Below are 17574 nucleotides of genomic sequence, written 5' to 3'. Positions count from 1 at the left end.
CCTCACTTTTTCTCCTCCTACCTACCTGCATTCCGAAACTCAGAAAAGCGCAGTTTGGGCAAAAAAATTAGTTTTTCCGTTAGCTTCATTGTCTTGGTTTCCTGTTTGCTTATAGGCCTTGTGTACCTTTATCTTCTTCTTTCATAGGATTATGGATTGTCAAACCATCGATCCAGTCAAAATCTTTATCATTAGCAGTTGCCAACGGTAGTTGATATTCCAGACAGGTTGCTGCAATCAAGGCATCACCCAATGACATTTTCCGTTGTTGGCGCAGTGCAACGGCAAGCTCAATTGTGACTGTGCCGATCATCAAAATATCCAAGTTATCCAAAATTGCCATAATTACCTGCCTTTCTGCATCACTTAGCCGGTGATACCCCAAGGTTTCCAAGCGACTGACAGCAGAATAGTGAGTAGCATAATCCACCAACCAATCACGTAAGCCTGTATAGGGTGGCTGGGTGGCATAAATAATCAAATTACTGTCAATCAGCATCGTTTCTTCCTGGCAAAGGGCGATCGCGGCGTTGTTCGTCCTGCCATGCCACCGGATCGGCTATATCGCCATAGGGATTTAAGGCAGCCGCCTGCGCCAATGCCTCAGAAAGGCGTTCCCGTTTTTGCTTTCTAGCACTGCTTGGGGCGGCGTTATTCGGCACTTTTTGCGTCAGGTAGATGGCATAATTCAGTAATTCTGCTTGCAATGTGGGCGGCAAGGCAGCGGCGTGCTGTTGAAGGGTTTGTAAAATGCTATCCATGATTTGGTGTCCTGGTTATTGCTCAATTATCCCGTAACCGATTAAACCATCGGCTGTAAACCTCAGTTTGACGCAGTTCAATCCTGATGTAATGTTCAGTCTAGCCGATCGCCCGAAACCCTCTCCGGCGACGAATCCACCAGCCGCCGCCGAGGCGCGATCGCATCGGCCGCCACCCCATACCGCGCCGCCGCCTCAGTCATCGTCAGGGACAACAGCCCCTCATCCCCCAACTCAGACATAATCTGAGGACGCTCAACCCCAGACCCCAACGACTCCCGCACTGATTGAGCCACCGCCCGAGCTAGCCAAGGAGGAACCGAATTACCAATTTGCCGAAACCCGTGCCATTTCGTGACATGGAAGCGGAACCAGTCAGGATAACTGTGCAATCGCGCCGCCTCCCGCACCGTAATGCAGCGGGGAAGCTGCGGGTGAATGGGACGAGGTGAGGTGAACGCCCCCCGACTGCTGGGGGTTCCTGCTCGCAACGTATTACAAACCCCCTGGGGATGTAGGCGCAAAAAGCGACTCACCGGCTCCCTCTCTCCCGGTTTGGTCTTGCGAAATCGCTCAATGGACAATTCCCGATGATGCGATCGCACACTATTGGTCAGCCAATTTTCCTTCAGCGGACGAGGGTAGCTATAGTCCCCCCAATCAACCTCTAACCCGCGCAAAATTGCCCCATACTGGCTCGGGATCCCGAATTCTGCCTCAACAGAGTCTTGACCCCATAACGCCTCATATTGCTCGATATTGGGCAAGTCTTGTAACGCCTCTTGCACCGTCGGCGACGCGGGAAGCTTCGATAAATGGGCGTTGAGACGTTTTGCCCGAGCCGGATGAGTCGTCGGCTCGGGATACTGAGGCGGTGTCAAACCCTGACGATAGCCCAACAAAAAGAGACGCTCCCGATGTTGCGGAACCCCATAATGAGCTGCATTCAGCACCTGGGGTGGTTGAACCACACCATAGCCGATCGCCTCCAAGGCCGCGATCGCCTCCCCCAGCACCTGACGCTGTTTCCCTGTGGCCATCCCCTTGACGTTCTCCATCACCAGATAGCGGGGGCCAATCTCCTTCACCAGACGAATAAAATGGGACACCAGAGCATTGCGGGGGTCATCTAACAGCCGTTTTCCCATCAAGGAAAAGCCCTGACAGGGAGGGCCGCCAAACAGCACATCCACCGCCTCCACCCCGGCCCGCTCTAAAATGTCCTGGCCCGAAATCTCGCTCATATTGGCACAGATGACCAGACAATCGGGGAAATTATACTCATGCACCGCACAGTGAATCGGGTCCAGTTCCACCGCCGCGATGACATCAAACCCCGCTTGCTCAAAGCCTAAACTCATCCCCCCCGCCCCAGCAAATAGATCGATCGCAGTCGGTCGCGCCATGACGATTGCACCATTCAAAAGACTGTACTCTAACAGAAAGCGGGATCTCACCTGCGCCCTGAGACTCCATGACGATTGCACCATTCAAAAGACTGTACTCTAACAGAAAGCGGGATCTCACCTGCGCCCTGAGACCCTTGACGGACCCACTCGGCGATCGCCCATATTACACTAGACAGGATTCACATAACTATCCATCCTAATCTCTTGACGGACCCACTCGGCGATCGCCCATATTACACTAGACAGGATTCACATAACTATCCATCCTAATCAGCTCACCGAGCCAGACTCTCCTCAACGCTCAAATTCTCAACTATGTCTAACCCACAAACCCCATCCCCCGCTAATAACGACGCCCCCAAACCCGACGTCAAAGGCTCCAAAGCGCGTCAACTGATGGGCATGAAGGGCGCTCAGTCCGGCGAAACCAACGTCTGGAAAATTCGCCTACAACTGATGAAGCCCATCACCTGGATTCCCCTGATTTGGGGAGTCGTCTGTGGGGCCGCCTCATCCGGATCGTACACCTGGAGCCTAGAAAACGTACTTATGGCTGCCGCCTGTATGCTGCTCTCAGGTCCCCTGATGACCGGATACACCCAAACCATCAACGACTACTATGATCGCGAAATCGACGCGATTAACGAACCCTATCGCCCCATCCCCTCCGGGGCCATCTCCATCCCCCAAGTCAAAGCCCAGGTCTTTATCCTGCTCATTGGCGGCTGGATTCTCGCCTATGGCTTAGATGTCTGGGCGCAAAACGACTATCCCACCATTACCACCATTGCCGTCGTCGGAGCCTTCCTGGCCTATATCTACTCTGCCCCACCCCTGAAACTCAAACAAAACGGCTGGCTGGGCAACTACGCCCTGGGGGCAAGTTATATCACCCTCCCCTGGTGTGCCGGTCATGCCCTCTTTGGTGAACTCAACCTCACCATTGTCTTCCTGACCATGTTCTACAGCCTCGCCGGCCTGGGAATCGCCATTGTCAATGACTTTAAGAGCGTTGAGGGCGATCGCCAACTGGGGCTAAAATCTCTCCCCGTCATGTTCGGTGTCACCACCGCCGCTTGGATTTGCGTCCTCTCCATCGATGTCTTCCAAGCCGGAATCGCCGCCTATCTGATGAGCATCCAACAAAACGCCTACGCAGTACTGTTGATTCTGCTGATTATTCCCCAAATCACCTTCCAAGATATGTATTTCTTGCGAGATCCCCTGGAAAACGATGTCAAATACCAAGCCAGTGCCCAACCCTTCCTTGTGTTGGGAATGTTGGTCACCGGTTTAGCCATCGGTCATGCCGGACTTTAAGGACGAGTAAATCATGCACTGGGATCGCCCCCCATCCAACCCCTGGCTCAAACTCTGGAGCCTCTTTTGGTCAATCTTTGCCCTCGGGGGACTGACCTTGGGGGGGATGGCCTGGGCCCGACGAGAACTGGCCGCCATCGATAACAGTCTCCCCGATCCCAGTGAACTCCTCACCTACGCTCGCGGCGGAACCATCACCATAAAAGCCGCTGATGGCAGTATCTTGCAGCAAATTGGCGATGTCACTCACGAAAAACTGGACCTCGATGACACCCCCACCCAGTTAATTCAAGCCTTCCTCGCCGCTGAAGACCATCGTTTCTATGAGCATGACGGCGTAGACTATCAGGCCATCGCCCGGGCCGCTGTGACCAATTGGCGGGCCAGAGCCTGGCTCGAAGGAGGGAGTACCCTCACCCAACAGTTGGCCCGCATGGTGTTTCTCACCCAGGATCTCACCCTAGAGCGAAAACTGCGAGAAGCTCGTCTGGCCCAAGAAATCGAACGCACCACCAGCAAAGAGGAAATTCTTCAGAAATATCTCAATCTCGTCTATCTCGGGTCCGGGGCCTATGGTGTCACCGATGCGGCTTGGGTCTATTTCGCAAAATCTCCCCAGGAGCTAACTCTACCGGAAATGGCTCTCCTGGCCGGACTTCCCGCTGCTCCCAGTGACTATTCTCCCCAAGTTTCCCCCAAGTTAGCCCAACAACGGCGTAACACGGTCTTGCGGCGCATGGCGGAGGTGGGCTATATCAGTGAAACGGAAGCGGACAACGCCATCGCCCAACCCATTGCACTGAATCTGCGACTTCCCAAACGCCTCGAAGTCCGACTTCCCTATTTCACCAGCTATATCCAGCAAGAACTGCCCAACTATGTCAGTGATGAGGAAATCGAGAACGGGGGGTTAACCGTCGAAACCAGTCTCGATCCCCACTTACAAGAACTTGCTCAAGAGGTTGTCCGCCAAGGGGTGACGCGATATGGATGGCAAGAGGGTTTTACGGAAGGGGCTTTAGTGGCCATCGACCCTCGCAACGGGGAAATCCGCGCTCTGGTGGGGGGAACTGGCTTTGAACAGAGTCAGTTTAATCGGGCGACTCAGGCTCTACGTCAACCGGGTTCTACCTTTAAGGGGATTATCTACGCCACGGCGATCGCCGCTGGACTCTCTCCCCATGATGTCTATGAGGATGTTCCCTATAGTATTGCCGGCTATCAACCGCGAAACTACGGCGGTGGCTATGCGGGGAAAGTGACTCTACAAAATGCCTTGGCCGAGTCGATTAACATTGTGGCGGTGAAACTACTGGCGGATATCGGCTTTGAACCCACCCTGGAGGTGGCCCAAAAGATGGGGATTGAGTCAGAGTTGGGAGAAGTCTATCCCTTGGCCTTGGGAGCTTTTGAAGTGACGTTATTGGAGATGACCCGGGCCTATGGAACCCTGGCTAATCAGGGGCAACATTACCCCAGCCGAGGCATTCGCCGCATCCTAGCCGCCGATGGAACGGTTCTCTTTGATGCTCAAGACGACATTCGCCCCCAACAGGCCATTGACCCCGATAGTGCGGCGATTATGACCTCTATGTTGCGCCAAGTGGTGGACTCGGGAACGGGTCGCCCGGCTCAACTTGATCGCCCCGTCGCTGGCAAAACGGGAACCTCAGATAATTCCCGGGATCTCTGGTTTATTGGCTATGTGCCTCAGTTAACCGTAGGGGTTTGGCTGGGGAACGACAATAACGCCCCCACCTATGGCAGTAGTGGGACAGCGGCCCGAGTCTGGCGGCTGTTCATGGCCGAAGCCTTACAGGGGATGGCGATCGCCGAGTTCCCCAGTTTGCCCGATTTAACGTTCCGTACCATTACCCTAAAACCCAAACCGGAGGAACCCGAAACGCCCCCCACTCCCGAACCTCGCCAGTCGGGAGACGATTGGCAACTCACCTGGGGCGATCGCCCCTTAGCACCTCCGAGCCGATCAGCATCTGGAAACTCACAGAAGCAACCCGACCGCGAAACCCGCGATCGCGCCCTAGAATATGGAACGGAGGAATATTTCCGCCGCCGTTACGGACTTGACCCAGCCCCGTCTGAACCCGTCCGTGACTGGGAGGCCACCCCCTCCGCCTCTGAGTCTGACCCCATTCTCCCTCCGAAAAAGGAGATTTTCATCCCGGAAGCCCTAGAAACCCTTGAGGGCGAACTGTGAAAATCTTGATAGGATTGATCCTTAACTCTGCTGTGATCTAGGGTGAGACCTAACATGGCAGCAATTCTTTCATGTTTGGGAGTCAAACAGATTATGAACAGTGCCATTTTCATGGATGTGGCCGGTGCATCTGGGTCATCGGGATTATCTCTGTTTACCCTGGTGTATGTGGTCGGATTTATTGCCGCCGTCATTGGCGGTTCCATCGCCTGGTATAACTCAAAACGTCCCCCCGGTTGGGAAGATGCTGAACGACCCAGTATCATCCCCGATCTGAAAACTGACAACCCAGACCCTCAGTCCGACGACGAGACGCAGTCCTAACTCCGAGATCCCTTGAATAAACCTCTTGAGGCACTATGGGCCGTGATTGGCTTGTTTCTCACCATCCTGGGCACGATGGTGGAGGCTTCCGTTGCCAATCCCCTGGCCAGTTGGGGCGATCGCGCTAGTTCCACCATTTCTCTGGGGGTTACCTACCAAGTGGGCGCGGTGTTACTGGTAGGCTGTCTCGGGGGCAAAAATGCCGGGGCCCTGTCGCAAATTGCCTATCTCTGTTTAGGCTTAAGCCCCTGGTTTCCGGTCTTTACTCAAGGAGGAGGGTTGAGCTATATGGCCCATCCCTCCTTTGGCTATCTCCTCGGCTTTATTCCGGGGGCCTGGCTTTGCGGTTGGCTGGCGTTTCACCGACGTCGCCGTCTGGAACTGTTGGCCCTAAGCTGTCTGTTAGGCTTGGCGGCGGTGCATCTGGTGGGATTGCTCTATTTACTACTGAGTCAAGGGGCTTCGGGGGACTTCGGACGCTTGGTTTTGCAGTATTCTTGGCAACCGCTACCGGGCCAGTTGGCGATCGCCTGTGCAGCGGCGGTTCTCGCCTATGTCCTGCGGCTGTTACTCTTTTATTAACCTAGATCGATTTCAAGTTAACGTTCGAGGATTATGGCTGGACATAGCAAGTGGGCCAATATCAAACGCCATAAAGCCCGCGTTGATGCTGCCAAAAGCAAAGTCTTTACGCAGATTTCTCGCGAGATTATTGTGGCCGCTCGTCAGGGACTCCCTGATCCTGAAGCGAATTTCCAATTGCGTAACGCCGTGGCGAAAGCGAAGGCGGCGGGGATTCCCAATGATAATATTGATCGCGCGATCGCTAAGGGAGCGGGCAATCTCGGCGGGGAGGATGACTATGAGGCCATCCGCTATGAGGGCTATGGCCCCGGTGGCGTTGCCGTGTTAATTGAAGCCCTCACCGATAACCGCAACCGCACGGCGGCGGATATTCGCGTCGCATTTAGCAAAAACGGCGGTAATCTCGGGGAAACCGGCTGTGTAAGCTGGATGTTTGCCCATAAGGGGGTGATTAGTCTCGGCGGGGAGATTGAGGAAGACCACCTGTTAGAAGCCTCATTAGACGCGGGAGCCGAGAGTTATGAACTTCTGGAATTAGAGGACGATGCCCCGGCGGCAGAAGTCTACACGGCCCTTGAGGATCTCGAACAGGTCAGTAATCATCTCGAAGCGGCTGGGTTTGAGGTTCAGCAGGCGGAGTTACGCTGGCTTCCGGGGAACAGTTTGGAGGTGAGCGATGAGGAGCAGGGGCGATCGCTGCTTAAAATGATGGATGCTCTCGAAGATCTCGATGATGTGCAAAGTGTCACCTCCAATTTTGAGATGTCCGATGAACTGATGGACCGCCTCAGCCTCGTCAATCACTAATTAGACGTACGATAAACCTAACCAGTCCTAAATAATTATGGTCTTAGCAAAACGGATTCTCCCTTGTCTAGATGTGAAAGCGGGGCGAGTCGTCAAGGGTGTGAATTTTGTCGATTTACAAGATGCGGGTGATCCGGTGGAGTTGGCCCAGGCCTACAACGAGGCGGGCGCCGATGAGTTAGTCTTTCTGGATATCACCGCCACTCACGAGGAACGGGATATTATTCTCGATGTGGTCTATCGCACCGCTGAACAGGTGTTTATTCCCCTCACCGTTGGCGGCGGGATTCAATCCTTAGAGGGAATTAAAAAATTGTTAAGGGCCGGGGCCGATAAGATAAGCATCAACTCGGCGGCCGTTCGGGACCCGGAGTTGATTAACCGCGCTAGCGATCGCTTTGGTAATCAATGTATTGTGGTGGCGATCGATGCCCGTCGCCGTGAGGACCCGAGCAATCCGGGTTGGGATGTGTATGTGCGCGGGGGACGGGAAAATACGGGCCTCGATGCGATCGCCTGGGCGCAAGAGGTCACCCAACGAGGGGCCGGCGAACTCCTGGTGACCAGTATGGATGCCGATGGCACTCAAGCCGGCTATGACCTGGAATTAACCCGAACCATCGCCGATCTCGTGGAAATTCCCGTCATTGCTTCGGGGGGCGCGGGAAATTGCCAACATATCTACGAGGCCTTCTCTGAAGGCAAGGCAGAAGCCGCTCTCCTCGCCTCTCTACTGCATTACGGCCAGTTAAGTGTGGCTGAGATTAAGAAATATTTAGAGTCTCACCAAGTGCCAGTACGGCAATTAAGTCATCCCTAATGGTGCAAATCCCCAAGCGATAAGGCATTGAACGCCTAAAAAATCCCCACATTCAACGGTCAGCCACAAAACCTTTGTGTTAAGATATGCAAAGTAAATGAACAACGATCGCAGCAAACTCATGATCGTCATCCTGTTCATCGTGGTTTGCCTGGTTGCCTGGTCACTCCACTTGATGCAAGAAGCCGTCGAACACCAGGAATTTTCCCTTATGTTGGCGGGGACTCTCGTGGCTGCCGCCGCTGCGGCCATGATGACCGTTTATTTCCTGATGAGCCATTATGTGGGCTATCTCAATCAGATGCCCTGTAGTTGAGGGAGGTTACCCTCTCGCTTCAAAAAAATCTCCCAGAGAGGTTGACAATCAAAATAAATAAAGCCATAATAGATTTCGCTCCTGTTGAGTGACTCGGGGCTATAGCTCAGTTGGTAGAGCACCTCAATGGCATTGAGGGGGTCAGCGGTTCGAATCCGCTTAGCTCCATACCTCAGCGCGCCGGCTTCCTTCGGGAGGTCGGCGTTTTGAGTTCTAGGGAGGGTCTCTCCCCTCACTATCAAACCTGGTAACGCTAAACTTCGTTAACATCAAGGGGCAAGCGTTTCGAGGTCAACCTTAGTTGCCAGGTAGAGTTTTGTATGTGGTTTGCGATCGCACCATGGTTCGTGTTCCTTGCCTATATTCCTCATGGCCATTGTTATCTCTGGGAATCGCCTCTCGTCGGTCTACATGTTGTCAGTGATAGTCTGATTACCCTCAGCTACTACTCTATTCCCCTGATTCTCATTTACTTCAGCCGCAAACGAGAGGATTTACCTTTCCGAGGCATCCTCTGGCTCTTTAGCGCCTTCATACTCGCCTGCGGAACCTCCCATTTGCTCGAAATTTGGACCCTTTGGCATCCCAGCTATTGGTTCTCCGGTAGCCTCAAAGCTATCACCGCCGTCATCTCCTTCTATACCGCCCTCGCCCTGATTCCCGTTATCCCCAAAGCTCTGGCCTTCCGGAGTCCCCAGGAACTCGAAGCGCTCAACAGGGAATTAGAACAAGAAATTGAGCGGCGTCAGAGGGTGGAAGCTCAACTGCACTATATCCTCGAAGGCACTGGCACCGTCACGGGCCAAGAATTTTTTACCGCCCTTGTGGAACATCTGGCGAAAACCCTTCAGGTGCGGCAAGTCTGTATTGCCCAACAGACTCCGGAAACTCCAGACTCACTGACGACGTTAGCCGTATGGCAGAATGGCTCCCTACAAAAAAATATTACCTATCCCATTAGTGGCAGCCCCTGTGAACCGGTGATGCGCCAACGGGAACCTCTATGGGTTTCCAAGGGCGTTCAAGAGCAATTTCCCGAGGCTACGGCTATGAAGGAGATCGAGGCCGCCTGCTACCTGGGCTGTCCTCTGCTAGACCGAAAACAAAACGTGCTTGGCGTCCTCTGTATCCATCATGACACTGAATTAGACGACCCCCAAACCGTCCTCGCTATTATCAACATCTTCGCGATGCGGGCGGCAGCGGAACTCTTGCGCCAACAAGCTGAACAGGCTCAACTTCAGGCCTATGACAGTTTAGAAGAAAGCGTTTGTCGAGCTACCCAACGGCTGCGAGAACGGACCAATGAGCTGATTGATGCCAACATTAGCCTAGAAAAAGAAATCCAGGATCGCATTGCAGCCGAAGCTGCCCTACGAGAAAGTGAAGAACGCTGGCAGTTGGCCATTCAAGGGAGTAATGAGGGCATCTGGGACTGGGATCTTAAGGGCGATCGCATCTTTTATTCCACCGGTTGGAAAAATATCCTCGGCTACCGTGACGACGAAATCCCCAACGACCCGGATATCTTTCTACAACTGGTGCATCCTGATGACAAGGAAACCGTTAAACAAGCCCTCCTAGACCATCTCAACTGTAAAAGCCGCATTTACTCCCAGGAATTTCGGATGCGTTGCAAACAGGGAACCTACAAATGGGTTCTCGCCCGTGGCCAGGCCCTTTGGGATGAGACTGGGGAACCGGTACGCATGGCCGGGTCTCATACGAACATCCACGATCGCAAACGGGCTGAAGCAGCTTTGCGGGAGGGAGCAGCCCGAGAACGGGCCCTGGCCCTACATCCACGATCGCAAACGGGCTGAAGCAGCTTTGCGGGAGGGAGCAGCCCGAGAACGGGCCCTGGCCCGGGCCATTGCCCGAATGCGGCAAACCCTCGATCTCGAGGATATCTTTAGTGCCACCACCGACGAACTACGTGGCCATTGCCCGAATGCGGCAAACCCTCGATCTCGAGGATATCTTTAGTGCCACCACCGACGAACTACGGGATGTGTTGAAGTGCGATCGCGTTCTCGTCTACCGCTTTTTCCCTGATTGGAGTGGAACCTATGTCGCTGAATCCGTCACCTCCCCTTGGGAACCACTCATTCAAACAGCCAACCAAGACCCCAACCTGACGCGGGTGGCAACCAAACGACTCGATTGTAGTGCGAGTGAACTAGAAAGCACCGATAACCTAGTTCAAGATACCTATCTACAAGAAAATTATGGCTATCCCTACCGTGATAGTAAAACCTACCGAGCCGTCAGCGATATTTATCAAGCGGGTTTTGATGACTGCTATCTAGGGCTGTTAGAACAATTGCAGGCTCGTGCTTATATTATCGTGCCTATCTTCTGCGGTAAGCACCTCTGGGGACTCCTGGCCATTTACGAAAATGGTCGGCCCCGTCACTGGACTCAAGGAGATATTAAAATCGCCCTACAAATTAGTAACCAGTTAGGAGTTGCCGTTCAACAAGCCGAACTGTTGGCTCGCACGCGTCAACAAGCCCTAGAACTCCAGCAGGCTAAAGAAGCCGCAGACATGGCCAATCGGGCTAAAAGTGAGTTCCTGGCTAATATGAGTCATGAACTTCGAACGCCACTCAATGCTATTCTAGGCTTCTCCCAACTGTTGCAACGTTCTGGCCTGTCCCCCCAGGACAATGAGCAATATCTCAAAACAATTTTGTCCAGTGGGGAACATTTGCTGGGGTTGGTGAATGAAGTTTTAGAGATGTCTAAAATTGAAGCAGCACGGGTGACACTGACTTACCAGAATGTAGATTTCTATAAACTCCTGGATGGTCTCTATCGCCTCCTGAAGCTCAAAGCTGAACGACAAAATCTGGATCTATTCTTCAATGTCACGAATGATATTCCTCGTTACATCAAAATTGATGATCAAAAACTAAAACAGGTTCTCCTCAATTTGTTGGGAAATGCCTTGAAATTCACGGAACGGGGACAAGTTAGCTTGACAGTGACCGCGAAGCCCCTTGAATTTCTAACTCCAAGGCTTCCAGAGTCAACGCGATCGCACCTAAGTTTTGCCATTGAAGATACGGGACCGGGGATTGACGCTGACGAAATTGAACTCTTGTTTCAACCCTTTACACAAACGAACTCGGGGCTACAATCGCGAGGTGGAACAGGACTAGGACTGTCAATTTCTCAACAGTTTGTGCGGTTGATGGGAGGCGAAATTCAGGTAAAAAGTACCATTGGCATGGGGTCATGTTTTAGTTTTGAGATTCCTGTTGAGCTAGGATCAGCCAGTGCTATTCAACAACAATCCCAGTTGCCCGGCCGGGTCAAAGGCTTAACCCCAGGCCAGCGGGACTATCGGATTCTCGTGGTTGAAGACGAACCCACCAATCAACTGCTCCTGGTGGAATTTCTCAAATCCATCGGCTTTAAGGTTCGTGCCGCGAGTAACGGCCGTGAAGCCCTTGAGATCGCCCCCCAATGGCAGCCTGACCTCATTTGGATGGATATGCGAATGCCGGAACTCAATGGCTATGAAGCCACTCCCCAAATTAAAGCGCTGCCTAGTTGTCAAGATACAATTATTATTGCTCTCACGGCCAGCGCCTTTGAAGAAGAACGATCCGCCATTCTAGCTTCAGGATGTGATGACTTTATCCGAAAACCCTTTCGTGAGGTAGAGATCTTAGCGAAGATACAGCAGTATCTTGAAGTGGACTACGAGTATGAGGGAGATATACAGATGCCGACCGAGTTAGAAGCGTGCAGTCTGCTTGGCATTCAAGACCCTCAATTAGATTTTGTAAACCCGGGCCGCCAGTCAACTCAGCCGAGTGTGGAGCAAGTGCAGCACTGGATTAGTCAGCTACCCCAGGCGCTTGTTAACCAGCTTCATCAGGCAGCCTTGCAGGGAAGTGATGATCAAATTTTGGACCTATTAGCCACTATTGAGGAAGCCCGTGAGGAGGCAGACCTCGATGGGGATTGTCGCCAGCTTCTCAAGACTTGGGCCCAAGACTTCCGGTTTGATCGAATCCTTGACATGACACAATACTCTCAAGAGCGATAAAGCACTCTTGAGAGATGTAAAGATAGAACAGAACCCTGATGAAAGATACCCCTAAAGACCTGGAACAAGCCGATATTCTCATTGTTGATGATACCCCGGAAAACTTGAGGCTGCTGTCGAATATGCTGTCTCGGCGAGGGTATCGGGTGCGTAAGGCGATTAGTGGGTCTATGGCCCTAACGGCGGTGCAAACCTTGCCGCCAGACTTGATTTTACTGGATATCATGATGCCGGATATGGACGGCTATGCCTTGTGCGATCGCCTTAAAGAGGATAAACGCACCCAAGATATTCCGGTGGTCTTTCTCAGTGCCCTCAATGATGTCTTTGATAAAGTTAAGGCATTTACTGTCGGGGGCGCCGATTACATTGCCAAGCCGTTTCAGATCGAGGAAGTCTTAGCCCGTGTTCATCATCAACTGCGAATTAAGTCCGCTGAACGACAAATTCGCCAACTGAATGCAGATTTAGAGCAACGGGTGGATGAACGCACCAGTCAACTTCGGGAGCGAACTCGCCAGTTAGAATCTGCGAACCGTCAGCTACTCGATGAAATTAGCCAGCGAGAGCGGATTCAGAAACGTCTGAAGTACTTGGCCTTTCATGATCGCCTGACGAATCTTCCCAATCGGGCCCAGTTTGAGATTAAACTCACGGAATCCTTAGACGATGAGAAGCTGCAAGTGGGTTTAGCGGTCTTATTTATTGACTGCGATCGCTTCAAAGTGGTCAATGATTCTCTCGGTCATGCGGTCGGGGATGAACTGATTAAATCCTTAGCCAAACGACTTCGGGAGAACTTAGATGATGAGGTGATTGTCGCTCGCTGGGGGGGAGATGAGTTTGTCGCACTGCTTTATGATAACAGTGAAGCCGAAGTGATTGCGATCGCCCAAGACTTATTAACAGTCCTGTCAGACCCCCACCAACTCCCTCGTCATGAGGTCTTTGTCAATACTAGCATTGGCATCGCTTTTTCGATTGCGGATCTTTCCCCGGAAGAACTATTACGGAACGCCGATGCTGCCATGTATCGGGCCAAGGCCCTGGGGGGAAATCGTTATCACCTCTTCGATCCAATTCTCCACCAGGAAGCCTTAGAACGCCTCGCCTTGGAGAATGACCTACGCTACGCGTATGAGCGCCGAGAGTTTGAAGTTTACTATCAACCCATCCTTAACCTACAAAGTGGTGAACTATTCGGATTTGAAGCCTTGCTACGCTGGCACCACCCTCAACGAGGCTGGGTTTCTCCCTCCGACTTTATTTCAACCATCGAAGAAACGGGACTGATTGATCAAGTGGGGGAATGGGTATTAGAGCAAGCTTGTATACAACTAAAGCAATGGCACCGCGACTGGAACTTACCGCTCGTAATGAGTGTCAATTTATCCGTGCGGCAGTTTGCCCAGCCGGATTTTCTAGACCAAGTTGATCGGGTTCTTATTACCACAGGGATTGAGCCAAAATTTCTTAAATTAGAAATCACGGAAACGGCTCTCATGGAAAACTCTCAATCCACTATCGTTATCCTAAAGCAACTAAAATCCAGACAAATTCAAATTAGCATTGATGACTTTGGTACAGGCTATTCATCCTTAAGTTATCTCCATACCTTCCCCGTAGATACCCTCAAAATTGACCGAGCGTTTGTGGTTGGAATGAGTGAGTCTTCTGACGGAAAAGGTCTAATTCCAGCCATCTTAAATTTAGCTCGGGCAACTCATATTGAAACCATTGCCGAAGGCATTGAAACCATTGAACAGCGAGATATTCTCCGCAGTTTAGGCTGCAACTTTGCCCAAGGATTTCTCTTTGCCCGACCCAGTAAGGCTTCCGAGCTACATCCAGATAAAATCCATTTTGGCAGTGAGTGATGAAAAATGCCCCAGTCCGATGGGGCAACCCATCAAAACCAGAGCAGTAATGCGGAAATTGGCTAAAGTTAGATGACCTGACTCGGGAGCCAGCGCCAATTGCGAGACTCCCCGCTAGGATGAGCGCCGACGATAACGGCGGCGACGCTGTTTGCGTAACGCTTCGGCCTTGCGCTTGCGCTTTTCAATTGGAGTTTCAAAATGACGATTTTTCTTGAGATCTAGGAAAATTCCCGCTCTCGAAACGCCTCGACGGAAGCGACGCAGTGCTGATTCGATACCTTCGTTTTCACCTACAATGATTTGGGTCATACGTGATCATTCTCCAGAATCTGTTACAGTTGGCATTCCCAGACTACAAAATAGCAGGGTTCTTCCTTCAACGATTGATGACGCTGAGGTCGGTTTTCACCAACAGCAGCCCTCGACAAATCTCCAGAAGCGTTCCTAGGCAAACTACCCAGAGTTTCGGTCTGCCTGACCGTACTGAATACCGTCTTCGGACTGTTGACGGTGGCTTGGGGGCCTCGGCCTAACTCATACCCATAGCAACAGACATGAGATTGAGTCGACAAAGACTTTTTGAACGTTGTACCATAGTTCGAGGGAGTTTGGCCCCTAAAAATCAGACTGACAGCATTGTTCACGAGTGTCGCCCAGGTTATCTGAAGCCAGGCGCCCCGATGCCGGGGGTGAACAAGACAACGCGCCAGTCGAATAGCGCGTTGCTTCAGTTGCCCAGTTATGTTGAGGTGCGTCTGCCCAAACTGATCCATGGTTGTATATCGCTGGGTCGCACCTTTGAGGTTAAGCCCAAAAGCTGACATGGCTTAAATCTAGCCTTGATACCGTTTACGATAGCACAAAGAGACTGAGAAACAGCAAGACAAGTCCTCAGAATCATTGTCGAGCCATTGTCAACGACCCTCCCCCTGATATCACCTCCAATTGCTGCGGGATGGGTTCTTCTTTGAGGGTAACAAACCGGTTTTGTCGTTGGCGAGCCGGTGAACCTGATACTCTAGATCGAGAGTTGCATCAATGCACCCCTAATCCCTACGCTCTCAAATTTACAGAGGATATGACGTTCTTTTCTCGAAATTGGCAACGCTGGATGGCTACTCTCGGGTTGGCGATCGCCCTTTGGATAGCTTGTCTATCCCCCGTCTGGGCGGCTCTAAACGATGATAAGTATGATGGCAACATTTTTGCCCTCTATGCGGGCAATGGCTCCATTGTTCCCCCAAGTACAAGCTTGGTGCAATCGTTAACGGCTCATCGTCCCACCCTGTTGGTCTTTTATCTCGATGACAGCCGGGATTGCAAACAGTTTTCGACGACGGTTTCTGAACTGCAATCCTACTATGGCCGCGTCGCCACGATTGTACCGGTCAACAGCGACAGTATCTTGCCCAACCAAGACTACAGTGAGACGGAACCCGGCTATTACTACAGCGGTCGTGTCCCCCAATCGGTCATCTTTGACGAGTCGGGAACCGTTCGCTTTAATGAGTCGGGACAAGTGGCCTTTGAAGCCCTTGATTCAGTCTTTCGGGAGATTTTTGAGCTTCTGCCCCGCTCTGAGTCTGTGGAATTGAAACGTCGCTCCGTGAATGAGGTCAACACAGAATTACGATAGGTCGCTTTTGTTGGGTAATCACCTAAAATCCCCCCCAGTTCGGGGGGATTGTTGATCTGAGGTGTCCCTCTTAGCGGCTGCGGATGAAGGTGGGATAGGTGTCCCGGATGCGATCGGTGGCATCGAGACAGTTGCTCATGGCAGCGGTTGGGGCAACCTCAGAACTGTTGGTGATTCCCAAAACGCAGTTGGCATAGCGTTCTGGTAACAGGCTGCGACGGCAACTATCGAGGACATTGGCTAAATTACCCCCGTTCGTCGCTTCCGCAATGCCAACGGTGCAGGTGGCCAAATCCAGAGGACGACGCACTTGGCGACAGCTTTCGAGGGCCGTTGTGGCGGTAATATCCGTCTCAGAGGCAATGTTCGAGACGCAGTCGGATAAATCCCGAGGTCGGAAGGCGGTCCCACAAGCAATGGCGGCGAGTTCCTCCCCTAACTCTACATCGAGAAGTTGGGAGGTACAGGTTTCATAGTCTTGAAGGGTTCCGCCGCGATAACGACTGGGATAGAAGGGTGAGGCAGCAACGGGAACGGCGGCCCCCAAGATGGTACTAAGACCAATACTGGCCAGGAGACCCTTGGCAATTGGGTTCATGAATCCTGTCTCCAACAAAAAAGTAAGTGAACTAATGGCTAGCGTACTGGAATTGAGGAGCGATCGGCAGCCCCGTGGGTTCCCGAGTCCCGAGAAATTTCCGGCCGGGGTTTTGAACTGCTGCCATGTTAGGCTCTATAATAGAGTGCTTGGGTGAAATTTTGTTTGCCAGCACACCACCAAAGGAATCCAAAAGTTAAGCTGTATGTCACGATATCGAGGACCTCGTCTGAGAGTAGTTCGCCGCCTGGGAACCTTGCCCGGCCTAACCCGCAAAGATCCGAAGCGGAGTTATCCCCCCGGTCAACATGGTCAGGGACGACGCAAACGCTCTGAATACGCCGTTCGACTAGAAGAAAAGCAAAAACTCCGCTTCAACTACGGCGTGACGGAGAAACAACTGCTCCGTTATGTGAAAAAAGCCCGTCGTCTCCCCGGTTCTACCGGACAAGTGCTTCTGCAACTGTTGGAGATGCGTCTAGATAACACGGTATTCCGTCTCGGCATGGCTCCGACGATCCCGGCGGCTCGTCAGTTGGTGAATCACGGACATATTTGTGTCAATGGTCGCCGCGTCAACATCGCCAGTTACAACTGCCGCCCTGGCGACATCATCACCGTTAGAAATACGGAGAAGTCTCGCGAGATGGTGAAGACCAATCTTGACTCTCCCGGTTTGGCTAACATCCCTTCTCACCTCGTCTTGGACAGAGACAAGCTGGAAGGCCAGGTCAATGGTGTGGTTGAGCGGGAATGGATCGCACTACAAATCAACGAACTGCTAGTGATTGAGTACTACTCTCGCCAAGCTTAAATGTTCCGGTTCCCAATTTGGGATTG

At 52.2% G+C, this 17574-nt stretch carries 17 protein-coding genes and 1 tRNA gene; 13 read left to right on the top strand and 5 right to left on the bottom strand.

The genetic code is table 11. From position 1 onward, the window contains the following. Positions 1-109: 109 nt before the first annotated feature. The 3 genes from L855_RS11195 to L855_RS11185 form a co-directional block, all read right to left on the bottom strand. A complete protein-coding gene (locus L855_RS11195) occupies positions 110-499 on the bottom strand; it encodes a type II toxin-antitoxin system VapC family toxin (protein WP_159788038.1) in 390 nt (129 codons plus the stop codon). Next, positions 489-761 (bottom strand): DUF2281 domain-containing protein, encoded by a 273-nt coding sequence (locus L855_RS11190; protein WP_159788036.1) that lies wholly within the window; start codon positions 759-761, stop codon positions 489-491. Before L855_RS11190 ends, L855_RS11195 begins: the two co-directional genes overlap by 11 nt. A 95-nt stretch (positions 762-856) precedes the next feature. Then, positions 857-2167 carry a DNA cytosine methyltransferase gene (locus L855_RS11185; protein WP_159788034.1) on the bottom strand — a complete coding sequence of 437 codons (1311 nt, stop codon included), beginning with the start codon at positions 2165-2167 and terminating at the stop codon, positions 857-859. 318 nt (positions 2168-2485) lie between these two features. Here L855_RS11185 and chlG point away from each other — a divergent pair, with 318 nt between their 5' ends. The 11 genes from chlG (at position 2486) to L855_RS11130 (ending at position 14497) form a co-directional block, all read left to right on the top strand. Continuing rightward, positions 2486-3490, top strand: a complete 1005-nt coding sequence (gene chlG, locus L855_RS11180) for a chlorophyll synthase ChlG (protein WP_159788032.1) — start codon at positions 2486-2488, stop codon at positions 3488-3490. Between the two features lie 13 nt (positions 3491-3503). Then, the gene (locus L855_RS11175) at positions 3504-5708 is read left to right on the top strand and encodes a transglycosylase domain-containing protein (RefSeq protein WP_159788030.1); all 2205 of its coding nucleotides are present in this window, start codon (positions 3504-3506) and stop codon (positions 5706-5708) included. Positions 5709-5819: 111 nt separating this feature from the next. Then, positions 5820-6032 (top strand): photosystem II assembly protein Psb35, encoded by a 213-nt coding sequence (gene psb35, locus L855_RS11170; RefSeq protein ID WP_246199525.1) that lies wholly within the window; start codon positions 5820-5822, stop codon positions 6030-6032. Between the two features lie 12 nt (positions 6033-6044). Further along, positions 6045-6614, top strand: a complete 570-nt coding sequence (locus L855_RS11165) for a biotin transporter BioY (RefSeq protein WP_159788028.1) — start codon at positions 6045-6047, stop codon at positions 6612-6614. A gap of 33 nt (positions 6615-6647) precedes the next feature. Further along, positions 6648-7424, top strand: coding sequence for a YebC/PmpR family DNA-binding transcriptional regulator (locus L855_RS11160; RefSeq protein WP_159788026.1), 777 nt, complete (start codon positions 6648-6650; stop codon positions 7422-7424). Between the two features lie 37 nt (positions 7425-7461). Next, positions 7462-8244 carry an imidazole glycerol phosphate synthase subunit HisF gene (hisF, locus tag L855_RS11155; RefSeq protein WP_159788024.1) on the top strand — a complete coding sequence of 261 codons (783 nt, stop codon included), beginning with the start codon at positions 7462-7464 and terminating at the stop codon, positions 8242-8244. A gap of 97 nt (positions 8245-8341) precedes the next feature. Beyond that, on the top strand, positions 8342-8560 hold the full coding sequence (locus L855_RS11150) for a hypothetical protein (protein WP_159788022.1): 219 nt from the start codon (positions 8342-8344) through the stop codon (positions 8558-8560). A gap of 95 nt (positions 8561-8655) precedes the next feature. Next, positions 8656-8728: transfer RNA gene (locus L855_RS11145), tRNA-Ala, on the top strand. Between the two features lie 179 nt (positions 8729-8907). Further along, positions 8908-10383, top strand: coding sequence for a PAS domain-containing protein (locus tag L855_RS11140; protein WP_159788020.1), 1476 nt, complete (start codon positions 8908-8910; stop codon positions 10381-10383). Between the two features lie 92 nt (positions 10384-10475). After that, positions 10476-12620, top strand: coding sequence for a GAF domain-containing hybrid sensor histidine kinase/response regulator (locus tag L855_RS11135; protein WP_159788018.1), 2145 nt, complete (start codon positions 10476-10478; stop codon positions 12618-12620). Between the two features lie 38 nt (positions 12621-12658). Beyond that, positions 12659-14497 (top strand): two-component system response regulator, encoded by a 1839-nt coding sequence (locus L855_RS11130; RefSeq protein ID WP_159788016.1) that lies wholly within the window; start codon positions 12659-12661, stop codon positions 14495-14497. A gap of 114 nt (positions 14498-14611) precedes the next feature. Here the strand turns inward: L855_RS11130 and rpsU are convergent, their stop codons facing one another. Next, entirely contained in the window at positions 14612-14809 is a 198-nt protein-coding gene (rpsU, locus tag L855_RS11125; RefSeq protein ID WP_074162865.1) for a 30S ribosomal protein S21, read from the bottom strand. A 769-nt stretch (positions 14810-15578) separates the two neighbouring features. Here rpsU and L855_RS11120 point away from each other — a divergent pair. Continuing rightward, complete coding sequence (locus L855_RS11120; protein ID WP_159788014.1) at positions 15579-16136, top strand: thylakoid membrane photosystem I accumulation factor; 558 nt, start codon at positions 15579-15581, stop codon at positions 16134-16136. 70 nt (positions 16137-16206) lie between these two features. Here the strand turns inward: L855_RS11120 and L855_RS11115 are convergent, their stop codons facing one another. Further along, positions 16207-16734 carry a hypothetical protein gene (locus L855_RS11115; protein ID WP_159788012.1) on the bottom strand — a complete coding sequence of 176 codons (528 nt, stop codon included), beginning with the start codon at positions 16732-16734 and terminating at the stop codon, positions 16207-16209. Positions 16735-16939: 205 nt separating this feature from the next. On the opposite strand from L855_RS11115, the gene rpsD reads away from it, so the two are divergent. Continuing rightward, entirely contained in the window at positions 16940-17548 is a 609-nt protein-coding gene (gene rpsD, locus L855_RS11110) for a 30S ribosomal protein S4 (protein ID WP_159788010.1), read from the top strand. Positions 17549-17574 lie beyond the last annotated feature (26 nt).

The sequence above is a fragment of the Sodalinema gerasimenkoae IPPAS B-353 genome (assembly GCF_009846485.1).
Classification (GTDB): Bacteria; Cyanobacteriota; Cyanobacteriia; order Cyanobacteriales; family Geitlerinemataceae; genus Sodalinema; species Sodalinema gerasimenkoae.
Note: the sequence above shows the minus strand (reverse complement) of the source record. Positions and strands in the feature narration are given on the sequence as shown.

Bases quoted from the DNA above. Each gene is read 5' to 3' on its own strand.
- hisF (WP_159788024.1), top strand. From the start codon at position 7,462: ATGGTCTTAGCAAAACGGATTCTCCCTTGTCTAGATGTGAAAGCGGGG.
- L855_RS11115 (WP_159788012.1), bottom strand. From the start codon at position 16,734: ATGAACCCAATTGCCAAGGGTCTCCTGGCCAGTATTGGTCTTAGTACC.
- L855_RS11190 (WP_159788036.1), bottom strand. From the start codon at position 761: ATGGATAGCATTTTACAAACCCTTCAACAGCACGCCGCTGCCTTGCCG.
- rpsD (WP_159788010.1), top strand. From the start codon at position 16,940: ATGTCACGATATCGAGGACCTCGTCTGAGAGTAGTTCGCCGCCTGGGA.
- L855_RS11175 (WP_159788030.1), top strand. From the start codon at position 3,504: ATGCACTGGGATCGCCCCCCATCCAACCCCTGGCTCAAACTCTGGAGC.
- L855_RS11120 (WP_159788014.1), top strand. From the start codon at position 15,579: ATGACGTTCTTTTCTCGAAATTGGCAACGCTGGATGGCTACTCTCGGG.
- psb35 (WP_246199525.1), top strand. From the start codon at position 5,820: ATGGATGTGGCCGGTGCATCTGGGTCATCGGGATTATCTCTGTTTACC.
- L855_RS11185 (WP_159788034.1), bottom strand. From the start codon at position 2,167: ATGGCGCGACCGACTGCGATCGATCTATTTGCTGGGGCGGGGGGGATG.
- L855_RS11130 (WP_159788016.1), top strand. From the start codon at position 12,659: ATGAAAGATACCCCTAAAGACCTGGAACAAGCCGATATTCTCATTGTT.
- chlG (WP_159788032.1), top strand. From the start codon at position 2,486: ATGTCTAACCCACAAACCCCATCCCCCGCTAATAACGACGCCCCCAAA.
- L855_RS11150 (WP_159788022.1), top strand. From the start codon at position 8,342: ATGAACAACGATCGCAGCAAACTCATGATCGTCATCCTGTTCATCGTG.
- L855_RS11195 (WP_159788038.1), bottom strand. From the start codon at position 499: ATGCTGATTGACAGTAATTTGATTATTTATGCCACCCAGCCACCCTAT.
- L855_RS11160 (WP_159788026.1), top strand. From the start codon at position 6,648: ATGGCTGGACATAGCAAGTGGGCCAATATCAAACGCCATAAAGCCCGC.
- rpsU (WP_074162865.1), bottom strand. From the start codon at position 14,809: ATGACCCAAATCATTGTAGGTGAAAACGAAGGTATCGAATCAGCACTG.